The sequence below is a fragment of the Stenotrophomonas geniculata genome (genome assembly GCF_034508895.1).
Classification (GTDB): domain Bacteria; phylum Pseudomonadota; class Gammaproteobacteria; order Xanthomonadales; family Xanthomonadaceae; genus Stenotrophomonas; species Stenotrophomonas geniculata.
In genome coordinates this window covers 2,518,193-2,531,666 of record NZ_CP140571.1, presented here as the reverse complement: position 1 = coordinate 2,531,666, position 13,474 = coordinate 2,518,193, and the positions used below count along the sequence as shown (strand labels likewise).

The 13,474-nt window shown below is 66.8% G+C and carries 14 protein-coding genes; 3 read left to right on the top strand and 11 right to left on the bottom strand.

Translation table 11 applies throughout. The features are described 5' to 3' along the window. Positions 1–19: 19 nt before the first annotated feature. The 6 genes from xerC to RI032_RS11710 form a co-directional block, all read right to left on the bottom strand. A complete protein-coding gene (xerC, locus tag RI032_RS11735; protein ID WP_049435918.1) occupies positions 20–910 on the bottom strand; it encodes a tyrosine recombinase XerC in 891 nt (296 codons plus the stop codon). A 13-nt stretch (positions 911–923) separates the two neighbouring features. Further along, the gene (locus RI032_RS11730; protein WP_010481384.1) at positions 924–1,598 is read right to left on the bottom strand and encodes a DUF484 family protein; all 675 of its coding nucleotides are present in this window, start codon (positions 1,596–1,598) and stop codon (positions 924–926) included. Beyond that, positions 1,595–2,446, bottom strand: coding sequence for a diaminopimelate epimerase (gene dapF, locus RI032_RS11725; protein ID WP_125437729.1), 852 nt, complete (start codon positions 2,444–2,446; stop codon positions 1,595–1,597). Before dapF ends, RI032_RS11730 begins: the two co-directional genes overlap by 4 nt. Continuing rightward, positions 2,439–2,711 (bottom strand): LPS translocon maturation chaperone LptM, encoded by a 273-nt coding sequence (gene lptM / locus RI032_RS11720; protein WP_019337667.1) that lies wholly within the window; start codon positions 2,709–2,711, stop codon positions 2,439–2,441. The genes dapF and lptM overlap by 8 nt, the downstream gene beginning before the upstream one ends. Before the next feature lie 82 nt (positions 2,712–2,793). Beyond that, positions 2,794–3,219 (bottom strand): YbaN family protein, encoded by a 426-nt coding sequence (locus RI032_RS11715; RefSeq protein WP_197656871.1) that lies wholly within the window; start codon positions 3,217–3,219, stop codon positions 2,794–2,796. Between the two features lie 54 nt (positions 3,220–3,273). Further along, entirely contained in the window at positions 3,274–5,385 is a 2,112-nt protein-coding gene (locus tag RI032_RS11710) for a S9 family peptidase (RefSeq protein WP_322547032.1), read from the bottom strand. A gap of 143 nt (positions 5,386–5,528) precedes the next feature. On the opposite strand from RI032_RS11710, the gene RI032_RS11705 reads away from it, so the two are divergent. Beyond that, positions 5,529–6,716 (top strand): pyridoxal phosphate-dependent aminotransferase, encoded by a 1,188-nt coding sequence (locus RI032_RS11705; protein WP_057504335.1) that lies wholly within the window; start codon positions 5,529–5,531, stop codon positions 6,714–6,716. A gap of 110 nt (positions 6,717–6,826) precedes the next feature. On the opposite strand, the gene RI032_RS11700 is transcribed toward RI032_RS11705, so the two are convergent. Both RI032_RS11700 and RI032_RS11695 read right to left on the bottom strand, forming a co-directional pair. Continuing rightward, positions 6,827–8,923 (bottom strand): prolyl oligopeptidase family serine peptidase, encoded by a 2,097-nt coding sequence (locus RI032_RS11700; protein WP_010481373.1) that lies wholly within the window; start codon positions 8,921–8,923, stop codon positions 6,827–6,829. A gap of 69 nt (positions 8,924–8,992) precedes the next feature. Then, positions 8,993–9,319: a hypothetical protein gene (locus RI032_RS11695; RefSeq protein ID WP_197656869.1), complete on the bottom strand. Its 327-nt coding sequence runs from the start codon at positions 9,317–9,319 to the stop codon at positions 8,993–8,995. 127 nt (positions 9,320–9,446) lie between these two features. Here RI032_RS11695 and RI032_RS11690 point away from each other — a divergent pair, with 127 nt between their 5' ends. Beyond that, entirely contained in the window at positions 9,447–10,049 is a 603-nt protein-coding gene (locus RI032_RS11690; protein WP_010481371.1) for a lipocalin family protein, read from the top strand. Positions 10,050–10,119: 70 nt separating this feature from the next. Here the strand turns inward: RI032_RS11690 and RI032_RS11685 are convergent, their stop codons facing one another. The 3 genes from RI032_RS11685 to RI032_RS11675 all read right to left on the bottom strand — a co-directional run bounded on the left by RI032_RS11685 (position 10,120) and on the right by RI032_RS11675 (position 12,895). Beyond that, on the bottom strand, positions 10,120–10,809 hold the full coding sequence (locus RI032_RS11685) for a methionine ABC transporter permease (RefSeq protein ID WP_005411104.1): 690 nt from the start codon (positions 10,807–10,809) through the stop codon (positions 10,120–10,122). Next, the gene (locus tag RI032_RS11680) at positions 10,806–11,813 is read right to left on the bottom strand and encodes a methionine ABC transporter ATP-binding protein (protein WP_010481369.1); all 1,008 of its coding nucleotides are present in this window, start codon (positions 11,811–11,813) and stop codon (positions 10,806–10,808) included. Before RI032_RS11680 ends, RI032_RS11685 begins: the two co-directional genes overlap by 4 nt. A gap of 185 nt (positions 11,814–11,998) precedes the next feature. After that, positions 11,999–12,895, bottom strand: coding sequence for a DMT family transporter (locus tag RI032_RS11675; RefSeq protein WP_010481368.1), 897 nt, complete (start codon positions 12,893–12,895; stop codon positions 11,999–12,001). Positions 12,896–12,985: 90 nt separating this feature from the next. Between RI032_RS11675 and RI032_RS11670 the strand changes: the two genes are divergently transcribed. After that, positions 12,986–13,468 carry a YajQ family cyclic di-GMP-binding protein gene (locus tag RI032_RS11670; RefSeq protein WP_010481366.1) on the top strand — a complete coding sequence of 161 codons (483 nt, stop codon included), beginning with the start codon at positions 12,986–12,988 and terminating at the stop codon, positions 13,466–13,468. Positions 13,469–13,474 lie beyond the last annotated feature (6 nt).

Below are 13,474 nucleotides of genomic sequence, written 5' to 3'. Positions count from 1 at the left end.
GATCCAGATCAAGGGCGGGCTATTCAGCCGTGTCGCCCTTGTTGCGGCGCTTGGCGCGCGGATGCGCGGCGTCGTAGACCTTGGCCAGATGCTGGAAGTCGAGGTGGGTGTAGATCTGGGTGGTAGCGATGTCGGCATGGCCGAGCAGCTCCTGCACGCCACGCAGGTCACCGGATGATTCCAGGATATGGCTGGCGAAGCTGTGCCGCAGCATGTGCGGGTGCACGTGCTTGAACAGGCCCTGGCGCTGCGCCAGCTGGCGGATGCGGATCTGCACCGCGCGTTGGCTGATCGGCCCGTTGCGGCCGGGAAATACCGGCGAGGCCGGTCCACCGCCACTTTCCGCGCGCCACGCCTGCAGTGCTTCGCGCGCAGGCCTGCCGAACGGCACCCGCCGCTGGCGATTGCCCTTGCCCAGCACGCTGACCAGGCCGCTGTCGAAATCCAGATCGCGCCAGGTCAGCGCGCAGACTTCGCTCAGGCGCAGGCCGGAGGAATAGAACAGTTCCAGCAGCGCGCGATCACGGCGGCCCAGCTCGCCTTCCGGTTCCAGCTCGACCAGCTGCACGGCTTCGTCGGCGTCAAGCACCTGCGGCAACCGACGCGGCGCACGCGGCGCCTTCAGCGTCGCCGCCGGACTGACCTCGATGCGCCCGTGCTTGAGCAGCCAGGCATAGAAGCTGCGGCAGGCGGACAAGCGGCGCTGCAGGCTCTTGGCCGACAGGCCGCGGCGATGCTCGTCGGCGACGAACTGGCGCACCGCGTCAGCATCAAGCGCCTCCACCGCTACACCACGTGGCTCGGCCCAGACCGACAGCGCATCCAGGTCGCGGCGGTAGGCATCAAGCGTATGCGCCGACATCCGCCGTTCCACCTGCAGGTGCTGCAGGAAGGCCTGTACCGCGCTCATCGTCGTGTCCTGCTCAGCCCGGGAAGCGCTTCAGGCCGGTGACCAGCGCATCGCCCATCATGCGCAGGAACAGCGTGCCCATGCCCGGATAGAAGCGGTTCGGGTCGTGGCTTCCGACCGCAATCAGGCCCACGCCCGGTAGCGGCAGCAGTGCGGTGGTCTGCACTTCCTCGCTGCGCACGCCATACAGCACGGCATTCTTTTCCGGCTGCAGGCGGCCGCAGATCGGCTCGCCATCCTTCAGGCAGTCGCGGAACGGGCCCAGCTGCGGATCATCGGCGGCAATCACCTGCAGCCAGTCGGCCTGCTCCAGCCCGGCCACCGGCCTGTGCACCACCAGCCGTACCAGGTCGCCGGCGAAATCTTCCTGCAGCGAGGCAGCCATAGCACGCAGGGTATCGGCGGCGTTGTCCTGCTTCATCAGCGCCAGGGTCAGCTGATGCGTGCGCACTGCCAGGCGTTCATTGATCTGGGCGGTTGCGCCCAGATCGGCCAACCGTCGTGCCAGCTCGCGGTTCTTCTCGCGCAGCACTTCCAGCTGGTAGCTGGCCAGCGACGCGGTCGGACCGTCATCACGCGGCACCACCAGGGTCAGGGCCAGGTCCGGGAACTGCTTGAGGAAGCCCGGATGACGCCGCAACCAGGCAGCGACTTCATGGGCCCCGAGCTTGTCGACGGTTTCGGTCATGCGATCCACTCCCCTTCGAAGACGAATGCGGTCGGGCCGGCCATCACCACCGGCTGGCCATCGCCTGGCCACTGGATGCGCAGGTCGCCACCGGGCAGGCTGATGCGCGCGTCACGCTGCAGGCGGCCACGCTGCATCAGGGTCACCGCAGCGGCACAGGCACCGCTGCCACAGGCCAGGGTTTCACCGACGCCGCGCTCATTCACACGCAGACGCGCATGCGCCGGGCCCATCACCTGTACGAAGCCCACGTTCACCGAGCGCGGGAACGACGCATGCTGCTGCAGCAGCGAACCGACGCGCTCGACCGGTGCGGCATCGATCAGGCCCACTTCAATCACCGCATGCGGATTGCCCATCGATACCGCAGCAAAGCGGACGCTCTCGCCCTGCAGCGGCAGCAGGTATTCCTCGCGCGCGTGGGCGAAGCCCATCAGCGGCACGTTGGCCGGCTCGAACGCAGGCACCCCCATGGTCACCGCGAACTGGCCCTCGCCCAGCATCTTCACTTCGTGGCTGGCCAACGGGCTGTCGATGACGAATGCATCGCCCTGCGCACTGCCCTCGCGCACCAGCCAGGCCGCGATGCAGCGCGCGCCGTTGCCGCACTGCTCGGAGTTGGAACCGTCGGCATTCCAGATGCGGTAGGACGCCACCGAGCCTTCCGCGCGCGGTGCTTCGATGGTCAGGATCTGATCGCAGCCGACGCCGGTGTGGCGGTCGGCCAGGCGCGCGGCCAGTTCAGGCGTGGGCGGCGCAGTGCCGTCACGCAGGTCGATCACTACGAAATCATTGCCCGCGCCATGCATCTTGCTGAAGCGCAGCGCCTTGGAACCGGCCTTACTCATTCCCGCCGCCCACCTTCTTCGCAGGCGCAGGCGCCGGTTGGGTGGTCGGTGCAGCCGGGTCCACGGTCGTGGCCGGCGTGCCGCTGCCCTGGGTCTCGGTCGGGGTCGCTTCGGTCGCGGGCTCGGCAACCGGTTCGACGGTTTCTTCCACCGGCACCGGCTTCTGCGGCAGTACCAGCGGGCCCTTGTTGCCACAGGCGGCGAGGAACAGCAGCGAAGCCGCTGCCAGCGGAATCAGGATGGCGTTTCGATGGGGGGTCTTCATGCCCCGAGTATAGCCACTGGCGGCTGAGCGGTTGGTGCAGGGGATCGGGTTGCCGGCCAGCGGCCGGCACCACCGCAGGGGTTCAATCCGCGGGCGGCGGCAGCGGCCGGGTCCACAGCCAGATCGCCACCACGGTCATGCTGCCGATCGAGAACCCCTTCACCCAGGCGATCGGCACGCACCACAACATGATGCCGGCGCATACCGCCATGGTGACCGTGGCCATCCACTTGCCGTAACGGCTGACTGCACCATGCGCCTGCCAGTTGGCGATGGCCGGGCCAAAACGTGGATGCTGCAGCAGCCAGCTGTGCAGGCGCTCGGAGCCGCGCGAGGCGGCCCACGCCGAGATCAGGATGAATACGGTGGTCGGCAGGCCCGGCACGAAGATCCCGACGATGCCGGTACCGAGGCTGACGTACGCCAGCAGCCACCACGCCCAGCGGAAACGCACCACGCGCGGTGGCGTGGTGGCGTCGCGAGGGGGGGAAGGATCTGGCGCGCTCATGGCCGCAAGGATACCGGTTCAGGGTGCCAGGCAGTGCCCGGCACCCTGTCGCGATCACGGCTGGGCGATGCCCAGCTGCTGCAGCACGAACGCATACGACTCGGACAGCTCGCGGTAACGCTGGAAGCGCCCCGACTTGCCGCCGTGGCCGGCTTCCATGTTGGTGCGGAACAGGATCGGGTAGGGGCCGGTGTTGTCGTCACGCAGCTTGGCTACCCACTTGGCCGGTTCCCAGTACTGCACCTGCGAATCCCACAGGCCGGTGCCCACGAACAGCGCTGGATAGGCCTGCTGCTTCACGTTGTCATAGGGCGAGTAGGACAGCATGTAGTCGTAGTACGGCTTCTGTTCCGGGTTGCCCCACTCGTCGTACTCGTTGGTGGTCAGCGGAATGGTCGGGTCGAGCATGGTGGTGACCACATCGACGAACGGCACCTGCGCCACCATCACCCGGTAATCCTGCGGGGCCTGGTTGGCCACCGCGCCCATCAGCAGGCCACCGGCACTGCCGCCGGATGCGGCGACGCGATCCTTCGCCGCCCAGCCCTGTGCCACCAGCCCTCGGGTGACGTCGATGAAGTCGTTGAAGGTGTTCTGCTTGTGCAGCAGCTTGCCGTTCTCGTACCAGTCGCGGCCCATTTCCTGGCCACCGCGGATGTGGGCGATGGCATACACCACGCCGCGGTCGAGCAGGCTCACCGCGGTCTGGTTGAAGTACGGGTCCATCGACATGCCGTAGCTGCCATAGGCGTACTGGAACAGCGCGCCCTTGCCATCCTTCTGGTAGCCCTTGCGGTAGACCAGCGACACCGGCACCTTCACGCCATCGCGCGCGGTGATCCAGACGCGATCGGTTTCGTACTTCGAGGCGTCATAGCCGATCACCGGCTGCACCTTCAGCTGGCGGCGCTCGCCGGTGGCGGTGTTCAGTTCGAACACCGTGGTCGGGGTGGTCATCGAGGTGTAGATGTAACGCAGCCACGGCGTATCGGCCTCGGTGTTGTCGCCCAGGCCCATCGAGTACGCCGGCTCGTCGGCCTTCACGTAGTCGCTGCGACCGTCCTCGAACAGCAGGCGGATGCGTTCCAGGCCTTCGGAACGTTCGGCGATGGCGGTGTAGCCGTCGAACAGTTCGAAGCCTTCGATGAACACCGCATCGTCATGCGCGATCCAGTCCTTCCACTGCACGCGCGAGGTCGCATCGGTCGGTGCGGTGACCAGCTTGAAGTTCTTCGCACCATCGTTGGTACGGATCACCCAGCGGCCGTCGTAGTGATCGGCGTCGTACTCGACATCGCGCTGGCGCGGGGCCAGTACGGTGAAGGTGGTCGGGTCGCTGGCGGGTGCATAGCGCTCTTCCGAGGACACGGTGCTGTGCACGCCGATGGTGATGAAGCGATCGTCGCGGGTGCGGCCGATGCCCATGTAGAAGCTGTCGTCCTTCTCTTCGTAGACGACGGTGTCGGCGCTGGCCGGGGTACCCAGCACGTGCTTCTTCACGCGCACGGTCAGCAGTGTTTCCGGATCGTTCTCGACATACAGCACGGTGCGGTTGTCGTCGGCCCAGACCAGGTCGCCGGAGCTGCCGGTGATCACATCGGGCAACACCTTGCCGGTGGCCAGGTCCTTGAAGCGGATCGTGTACTGGCGGCGGCCCACATCATCATCGGCCCAGGCCAGCAGCTGGTTGTCCTGGCTGACCTCCATCGAGCCGACGCTGAAGTAGCCCTTGCCAGCGGCCATCGTGTTGACGTCCAGCAGGATCTCTTCGGCCGCGTCCATGCTGCCCTTGCGGCGCGCGTGGATGGGGTAGTCCTGGCCGGTCTCGAAACGGCTGTAGTACCAGTAGCCGCGCTCGCGCGCCGGCACGCTGGAATCGTCCTGCTTGATGCGGCCGACGATCTCCTTGTACAGGGTGTCTTCCAGCGGCTTCAGCGGTGCCAGCAGCTGGTCAGCGTAGGCATTCTCGGCCTGCAGGTAGGCCAGCATGTCCTTGTTCTCGCGCTTGTCGTCGCGCAGCCAGTAATAGTCATCGTTGCGGGTCGCGCCGAACGGCGCCTTGACCACATGCGGGTGCTTGGCGGCATCCGGCGGAACGGGCGGCGTGGCGGCGGTAGCGGTCGTGGTCATCAGGCTCGCAAGCAACAGGCAGAGAGTGGATTTCATGAGATAAGGCTCCAGGCGCATCAATGCAATGGTCTTCGGCGGGGTCAGATCCCTTTTCCCGAAAAGGGATCTGACCCCAATCCCTGCAATGCGGCAACCCTGCGGATCGTCATGGGTCATGCCGACCGGCGTACCATGGGCAGATGAGTACCCTGCCCCACACGCCGGGCTACAGCCGGCGCAGCCATGAAATCGCTCCGTTCCACGTGATGTCGCTGCTGGCCCGCGCACAGGCGCTGGAACAGGCCGGCCACGATGTGATCCACCTGGAAATCGGCGAACCGGACTTCACCACGGCCGAACCGGTCGTGCGTGCCGGCCAGGCCGCATTGGCCGCCGGCCATACCCGCTACACCGCCGCACGTGGCCTGCCGGCCCTGCGCCAGGCCATCAGTGGTTTCTATCGCAGCCACTACGGGCTGGACATCGATCCCGAACGCATCCTGGTCACCCCCGGCGGCTCCGGTGCGCTGCTGCTGGCCAGCAGCCTGCTGGTCGATCCTGGTCGCCACTGGCTGCTGGCCGACCCAGGTTATCCGTGCAACCGCCACTTCCTGCGCCTGGTGGAAGGCGGTGCGCAGCTGGTGCCGGTCGGGCCGGAAACCGCCTACCAGCTGACTCCATCGCTGGTGGAACAACACTGGAACGCCGACAGCGTCGGCGCGCTGGTCGCCTCGCCGGCCAACCCGACCGGCACCGTGCTTTCCGCCGACGAACTGTCAGCCCTGTCGCAGACCCTGCACGCGCGGGGCGGCCACCTGGTGGTGGACGAGATCTATCACGGCCTGACCTACGGCCTGGATGCGCCCAGCGTGCTGCAGGTGGATGACAGCGCGTTCGTGCTGAACAGTTTTTCCAAGTACTTCGGCATGACCGGCTGGCGGCTGGGCTGGCTGGTGGCACCGCCGGCGGCCGTGCCCGATCTGGAAAAGCTGGCACAGAACCTGTACATCAGCGCGTCGAGCATCGCTCAGCATGCCGCCCTCGCCTGTTTCAGCGAGGAATCGATGGCGATCTTCGAGCAACGCCGCGAGGCGTTCCGCCAGCGCCGCGATTTCCTGCTGCCTGCACTGCGCGAACTGGGCTTCCGCATCGAAGTCGAGCCGCAGGGTGCGTTCTACCTGTACGCCGATGTGAGCGCATTCACCGACGACGCGCAGGCGTTCTGCGCGCACTTCCTGGAAACCGAGCACGTGGCATTCACCCCCGGGCTGGATTTCGGCTTCCATCGCGCCAACCAGCATGTGCGCCTGGCCTATACGCAGGAAGTGCCGCGGTTGCAGGAGGCGGTGGCGCGGATCGCGCGTGGGCTGAAGAGCTGGGGCACCTGATCGCCCTGCGCGAACAGCATCCACGCATGGCGTGGATCTACTGGCTCCACGCCACGTGGATACGCGGACCCAACGAAAAACGCCGCCCGAAGGCGGCGTTTTTCATTCCGTCACTTACCGCCGAGGCGTTCCCACAGGAAGCTGTAGGCCAGCGCCGACATGTGTGCGGCCTGCGCGTTGTTGGCTGCACCGCCGTGGCCACCTTCGATGTTCTCGTAGTAGGTCACGTCCTTGCCGGCGTCGATCATCTTCGCCGCCATCTTGCGGGCGTGGCCCGGATGCACGCGATCATCGCGGGTGGAGGTGGTGAACAGCACCGGCGGGTAGTTCTTCTTCGCGTTGAACAGGTGATACGGCGAGAAGGTCTTGATGAACTCCCAGTCGCTGGTATCCGGGTTGCCGTACTCGGCCATCCACGAGGCACCGGCCAGCAGATGGCTGTAGCGCTTCATGTCCAGCAGCGGCACCTGCACCACCACCGCACCGAACAGTTCCGGGTACTGGGTCAGCATGTTGCCGGTCAGCAGGCCACCGTTGCTGCCGCCCTGCACGCCCAGGTGCTTGGCGCTGGTGATCTTGCGCTTGACCAGATCGCGCGCCACCGCGGCCATGTCTTCATAGGCCTTGTGACGGTTCTGCTTCAGCGCTGCCTGGTGCCAGCGCGGGCCGTACTCGCCACCACCACGGATGTTGGCGACCACGTAAACGCCGCCCTTCTCCAGCCAGGCGCGGCCCATGCCACCGGAGTAGTTCGGGGTCAGCGAGATCTCGAAACCACCGTAGCCGTACAGCAGGGTCGGGTTGGAGCCATCCAGCTTCATCGCCTTGTCGTGCACCACGAAGTACGGCACGCGGGTGCCGTCCTTGCTGGTGGCGAAGTGCTGCTCGATCACCTTGCCCTTGGCATCGAAGAAGGCCGGCATGGTCTTCAGCGTTTCCGGCGCCTGGCCGATCTCGGCCAGTGCCAGCGTGGTCGGGGTCAGGTAGTCGGTAGCGGTCAGCCACACCGCGTCGCTGTCGTTGCTGTCCACCGCGGCCACGCCCAGCGTGCCAAAGGCCGGCGCACCGACGAAGCGGCTGGTCTGCCAACCATCGGCGCCCGGGGTCAGCACCGACAGGCGGTTCTTGACGTCATCCAGCACGTTCAGCACCAGATGGCTCTTGGTCCAGGTGGCGCTGGCCAGCGAGGTGGTCGCGGTCGGGGTGAACAGCACCTCGAAGTCGCGCTTGCCCGCCAGGAAGTCATCCAGCTTGGTGGCCAGCAGCGAACCGGAGGCATAGGTCTTGCCGCCCACGGTCCACGGGTCGCGCAGCTCCAGGGTCAGCCACTGCTTGTGCAGGCCCTTCTCGGCCGAGTTCGGCGCATCAATCTTGGTCAGCGTGCCGTCGTCGCCGCGCAGGTAGATCTCGTTGTTGTAGAAGGCCAGGGTGCGGCTGACCAGGTTGCGCTCGAAGCCCGGGGTGTCATCGTGCATCGCCGCGATGTACATGTCTTCCGGCTTGCCTTCGTACACGGCCGTGGCCGAGGCCATCGGCGTGCCGCGCTTCCACAGCTTGGCCACGCGCGGGTAGCCGGAGGTGGTCATCGAACCGGCACCGAAGTCGGTGTAGACGAACACCGTATCGCGATCGATCCAGCTGAGGCCGCCCTTCGACTCCGGACGGAAGAAGCCGTCCTTGATCCAGCTCTTGTTGGACAGGTCGAATTCGCGGGTGACATCGGCGTCGGCGCCACCGCGTGACAGCGCGATCAGGCAGCGGCTGTAGTCCGGACGCAGGCAGTCAGCACCGTGCCAGACCCAGTTCTCGCCTTCGGCCTTGTTCAACGCATCCAGGTCAAGCACGGTTTCCCACTGCGGCGAGGCCTTGCGGTACTCGGCCAGGGTGGTGCGGCGCCACAGGCCACGCTCGTGCTGCTGGTCCTTCCAGAAGTTGTAGTAGTAGTCGCCGATCTTCTGCACGCCGGGAATCTTGGCATCGGAGTCGAGCACCTCGCGGATGCTGGTCTCCATCTGCTTGAAGGCCGGGGTCTGCGCCAGGCGCGCCTCGGACTTGGCGTTCTGTTCCTTGACCCAGGTCAGCGGCTTGTCGCCGGTGACGTCTTCGAGCCAGGCGTAACGGTCGGTGTCTTCAGCGGCCACGGCGGTCCCCACCGAGGCAGCGGTCATCATGCCGGCCAGCAGGCAGGCGGAAGCGAGTCGTGACATTGCAGCTCCAGGCAGTCATAAGCCTTGGAACGCTAGCACGGAATGTCGCGGTCTCCCCCGTGTCGAAGGTCAGGCCGTGGCCACGGGGCTGCGCCGGCCACGGGTCGTGCCGCCGGTCCGGCGACGGGCCTGTCCACCGGTACGCCGGGCCAGCCGCAGCCACGACAGTCCAGGCAGCGGGAAGCGCAGCAACGCCCACCAGGCCACCAGCGGCATGCCCACCAGCCACATCGGCAGCCAGCCCAGCCAGGCGTTGCTGCCGCGCGCGGCTGGCCAGACCAGCACCAGTGCCAGGCCGGCCAGCGCCACCTGCTGCACGCTGCGCAGCAGGCGTGGATCGGCGCGTTCAATGATGACGCGTTCAGTTGCAGGGCGGCGAACGGAACGTGCGTTCATGGGGCTTCTCCGGTGGACAATGCAACACAGTTTGGGCAAGGCCCTTCTCACAGGTTGCGACACCATTGACGGATCGCGTGCACACAGTCGACCATGCGCGTGCAAGCCCACTGGAGCCCGCTCCCGCATGACTTCGATCCGCCCGCTCTGCGCCGCGCTGCTGGCCCTTTCCTTGGCCGGCCCCGCCGTGGCCGCCAGTGAGCCGCCGTCGCCCCGTACCAGTGCCTCTGGTGCAGCTGCCCTGGACGCACCGATCGACCTGAAGCGCTTCATGGGCACCTGGTATGTGATCGGCCGCGTGCCGAACTTCATCGAACGTGGCCATGTCGCCAGCGTCAACGAGTACGAGCTGCGCGACGCGCACAAGGTCGGCATCACCTACCGCTACCGTGATGGCTTCGGCGAACCGCTGCAGGAAGTGCGTGCCCGCGCCAGCGTCGACCCGGACAGCGGCAACCACGGCTGGCGCACCTGGTTCTACCGCGTCGTGCCGACCCATTCGCGGGTGCTGGAAGTGGCGCCGGATTACTCGTGGGCGCTGATCGGCTACCCCGGCCGTGAGATGGCCTGGATCTTCTCGCGCACGCCGGACATGGACAAGGCGCTGTACAAGGAGCTGGCCGAGCGCCTGCGTGACGAGTACGGCGTGAACACCGACAAGCTCAAGCGCGTGCCGCAGCACCCGGAACAGGTCGGGAAGCTGGGCTACGAAGTGCCGAACGTGCGTTGATCGCACGTGGGATTGCCGGCCAGCGGCCGGCACTACCCGAACGAGATGCCGGGCGCCGCCCGGCATTCTGTTATCTGCGGCTGTAGTGCGCGACCAGGCGGTCGCCGAGCATCTGCAGCAGCTGCACCAGGATCAGCAGCAGGACCACGGTGACCAGGGCCACATCGGTGTGCGAGCGCTGGTAGCCGTCGCGGAAGGCCAGGTCGCCAAGGCCACCGGAGCCGATCGCACCGCCCATCGCGGTGAAACCAATCAGCGCTACCGTGGTGACCGTCGCACCGGCAATCAGGCCGGGGCGCGCTTCGGGCAGCAGCACGCGGGTGACCAGCTGCCAGGTGGTGGCACCCATCGCCTGGGTCGCCTCGATCACGCCCCGGTCGACTTCACGCAGCGCGGTCTCGACCAGGCGCGCATAGAACGGTGCAGCACCGATCACCAGTGGCACGATCGCACCGCGTACACCCAGCGACGTCCCCATCAGGAACAGCGTGACCGGAATCAGCACGATCATCAGGATGATGAAAGGCACCGAGCGCAGCAGGTTCACCACCAGCGCCAGCACGCCATAGGCGAACGGCCGGCGCTTCATCTGCGGCGCGCCGAACAGATACAGCAGCACGCCCAGGGGCAGGCCGATGGCCAGGGTCAGCGGCAGCGAACCGAGCAGCATCAGCAGGGTGTCGATGGTGGCCTGGCCGATGTCGGCCCACTTGCCCGCATCCAGGTGACGGAAGAAGCCGCCGGCAGTAGCGATGATCATCGACGCAGCTCCTCAACATGCACGCCGGCGGCCACGAACGCGGCCTGCGCGGCGGACTGGTCGCCGCCCACCAGGGCGACCACCAGCTGGCCATACGGGGTGTCCTTGATCCGGTCGATACGGCCGGACAGGATGTTGTAGTCGACCCCGGTCTGGCGCGCGACGCTGCCAAGCAGGGGTTCGTAGGTGTCGCCGCCGAGGAAGGTCAGGCGCACGATGCGGCCGCCCACCACGTCGAAATCGCGGTGCAGCGCGCCCTCGTCCACATGCTCCGATTCGCTGACGAAACGGCGCGTGGTCGGGTGCTGCGGGTGCAGGAACACGCGGGTGACCGGCCCGGTCTCGACCATCTGGCCGGCGTCGAGCACGGCCACGCGGTCGCACACACGGCGGATCACATCCATCTCGTGGGTGATCAGCACGATGGTCAGGCCCAGCTCGCGATTGATCTTCGACAGCAGCGACAGCACCGAGGCCGTGGTCTGCGGGTCGAGCGCACTGGTCGCCTCATCGCACAGCAGGATCTGCGGGCGGGTCGCCAGCGCGCGGGCGATGCCGACGCGCTGCTTCTGGCCACCGGACAGCTGCGCCGGGTACTTCTGCGCGTGCGCCTCCAGGCCCACGGTCTGCAGCAACTCGGCCACGCGCGCGTCGATCTCCGCCTTCGGTGTGCCGGCCAGCTCCAGCGGGAAGGCGACATTGCCGGCCACCGTGCGCGAGGACAGCAGGTTGAAGTGCTGGAAGATCATGCCGATGCGCCGGCGCAGTGCGCGCAGGCCGTCCGCATCCAGTGCGGTGACATCCTCGCCACCGATCAGCAGGCGACCACCGCTGGGCTCTTCCAGGCGGTTGATCATGCGGATCAGGGTCGACTTGCCGGCGCCGGAATGGCCGATGATGCCGAAGACCTCACCGGCCTCGATGGTCAGGTCCAGCGGTTGCAGCGCGCTGACTTCGCGGCCGGCAACGGCATAGGATTTGTGCAGGCGCTGGAACTCGATCACGGGCGTGGCTCACCGGCTGGGTGACGGAAGGGGGCGTGCAGCCTACCAGCGCAGGCGGTCGCGCGCCCGCGCCATGGGCCAGAATGTTATTCCTTTTGGTTCTAAGTCGCCCGCGCCGACGCATTGGCTGGGGTTAGGGCCCCTGTGGGGACCCGACCCCGGGGTCGGATCCTGGCCCACCCGGCTCAGGGGTGATCCAGCGGCTTCGGCGGCTCCTGCCGGTTCACCCGCTCGCGGTGCAGCAGGTACAGCCCCGAAGCCACGATGATCGCCGCGCCCACCCAGGTATAGCCATCAGGCAGCTGGCCCCAGAAGGCCAGGTCCCAGCCAATCACCCAGACCAGCCCGCTGTACTCCAGCGGCGCGATCATCGAGGCCTCGCCCAGCTGGAAGGCCTTGGTCAGGGCGATCTGGCCCAGTGCCCCGGCCAGTCCCATGCCGGCGATCAGCGGGGCATGTGCCAGCTGCAGCGGCACCCAACCGGGAATGGACAGCAGCCCGGCACCGATGGCCATGATCACCAGGAACCAGACCACCATCGACTGCGAGGTATCGGTGCGGGTCAGCAGGCTGACCGTGATCGCTGCCACGGCATAGGCGGTGGCCGCAGCAAGCACCATCAGCCCCGGTACCGAGATGAAGCCATCCACGCCCGGCCGCAGCACCACCAGCACGCCCACCAGGCCGATGCCGATGGCAACCCAGCGCCGCGGCCCGACCCGTTCACCGAGCAGCGGCACCGAGAGTGCAGCGATCAACAACGGGGCGACGAAATAGATGGTGTAGGCGGTGGACAGCGGCAGGTCGCGCAGGGCGAACACGAAGCAGCCGATCATCGCCATGCCCAGCCCGCCACGCAGCAGGTGCAGGCCCCAGCGGCGCGGGATCAGCGAGCGCGGGCCGGCGCTGACCAGCACCCACACCAGCACGAACGGCAACGAGGCCGCACCACGCAGGAAAGTCACTTCCAGCGTGGGATAGCTGGCCGACAGCTGCTTCATGCCAGCGTCCATCAGCGAGAAACAGGCGACCGCCGCGACCATCCAGGCCACCGCGCGCGAAGGGGAGCGTTGCACGTTCATGGCCCATTATCGCCGACCGCGCGCCCCGCCGGGCGCCGGGCATGGGCGCCGCGATAGAATGGCAGCCACTGAATTCCGCGGAGCCCGCCCATGCCTTCCTTCGACGTCGTGTCCGAAGTCGACACCCACGAGCTGACCAACGCCATCGACCAGGCCAACCGCGAACTGGCCACCCGCTTCGACTTCAAGGGCGTGGACGCCAAGTTCGAGCGCGATGGCGATGTCATCAACCAGACTGCGCCGACCGAGTTCCAGCTCAAGCAGATGAACGACATCCTGCGTGCCCGCCTGGCCGCGCGCGGCATCGATGTGCTCAGCCTGGAGTTCGGCGACATCGAGACCAACCTGGCCCAGGCCCGGCAGAAGATCACCGTCAAGCAGGGCATCGAGCAGAAGATCGCCAAGAAGATCGCTGCCGCGCTGAAGGAAGCCAAGCTGAAGGTCGAAAGCCAGATCAACGGCGACAAGCTGCGCGTGCAGGGCAAGAAGCGCGACGACCTGCAGGACGCCATTGCCGTACTCAAGGCAGGCAAGTTCGAGCTGCCGCTGCAGTTCAACAATTTCCGCGATTGATCTGCC

Coding starts and splice junctions, on each gene's coding strand:
- RI032_RS11695 (WP_197656869.1), bottom strand. CDS start 9,319: ATGAACGCACGTTCCGTTCGCCGCCCTGCAACTGAACGCGTCATCATT.
- RI032_RS11685 (WP_005411104.1), bottom strand. CDS start 10,809: ATGATCATCGCTACTGCCGGCGGCTTCTTCCGTCACCTGGATGCGGGC.
- RI032_RS11710 (WP_322547032.1), bottom strand. CDS start 5,385: ATGAAATCCACTCTCTGCCTGTTGCTTGCGAGCCTGATGACCACGACC.
- RI032_RS11690 (WP_010481371.1), top strand. CDS start 9,447: ATGACTTCGATCCGCCCGCTCTGCGCCGCGCTGCTGGCCCTTTCCTTG.
- RI032_RS11675 (WP_010481368.1), bottom strand. CDS start 12,895: ATGAACGTGCAACGCTCCCCTTCGCGCGCGGTGGCCTGGATGGTCGCG.
- RI032_RS11700 (WP_010481373.1), bottom strand. CDS start 8,923: ATGTCACGACTCGCTTCCGCCTGCCTGCTGGCCGGCATGATGACCGCT.
- lptM (WP_019337667.1), bottom strand. CDS start 2,711: ATGAAGACCCCCCATCGAAACGCCATCCTGATTCCGCTGGCAGCGGCT.
- dapF (WP_125437729.1), bottom strand. CDS start 2,446: ATGAGTAAGGCCGGTTCCAAGGCGCTGCGCTTCAGCAAGATGCATGGC.
- RI032_RS11705 (WP_057504335.1), top strand. CDS start 5,529: ATGAGTACCCTGCCCCACACGCCGGGCTACAGCCGGCGCAGCCATGAA.
- RI032_RS11670 (WP_010481366.1), top strand. CDS start 12,986: ATGCCTTCCTTCGACGTCGTGTCCGAAGTCGACACCCACGAGCTGACC.
- RI032_RS11730 (WP_010481384.1), bottom strand. CDS start 1,598: ATGACCGAAACCGTCGACAAGCTCGGGGCCCATGAAGTCGCTGCCTGG.
- xerC (WP_049435918.1), bottom strand. CDS start 910: ATGAGCGCGGTACAGGCCTTCCTGCAGCACCTGCAGGTGGAACGGCGG.
- RI032_RS11715 (WP_197656871.1), bottom strand. CDS start 3,219: ATGAGCGCGCCAGATCCTTCCCCCCCTCGCGACGCCACCACGCCACCG.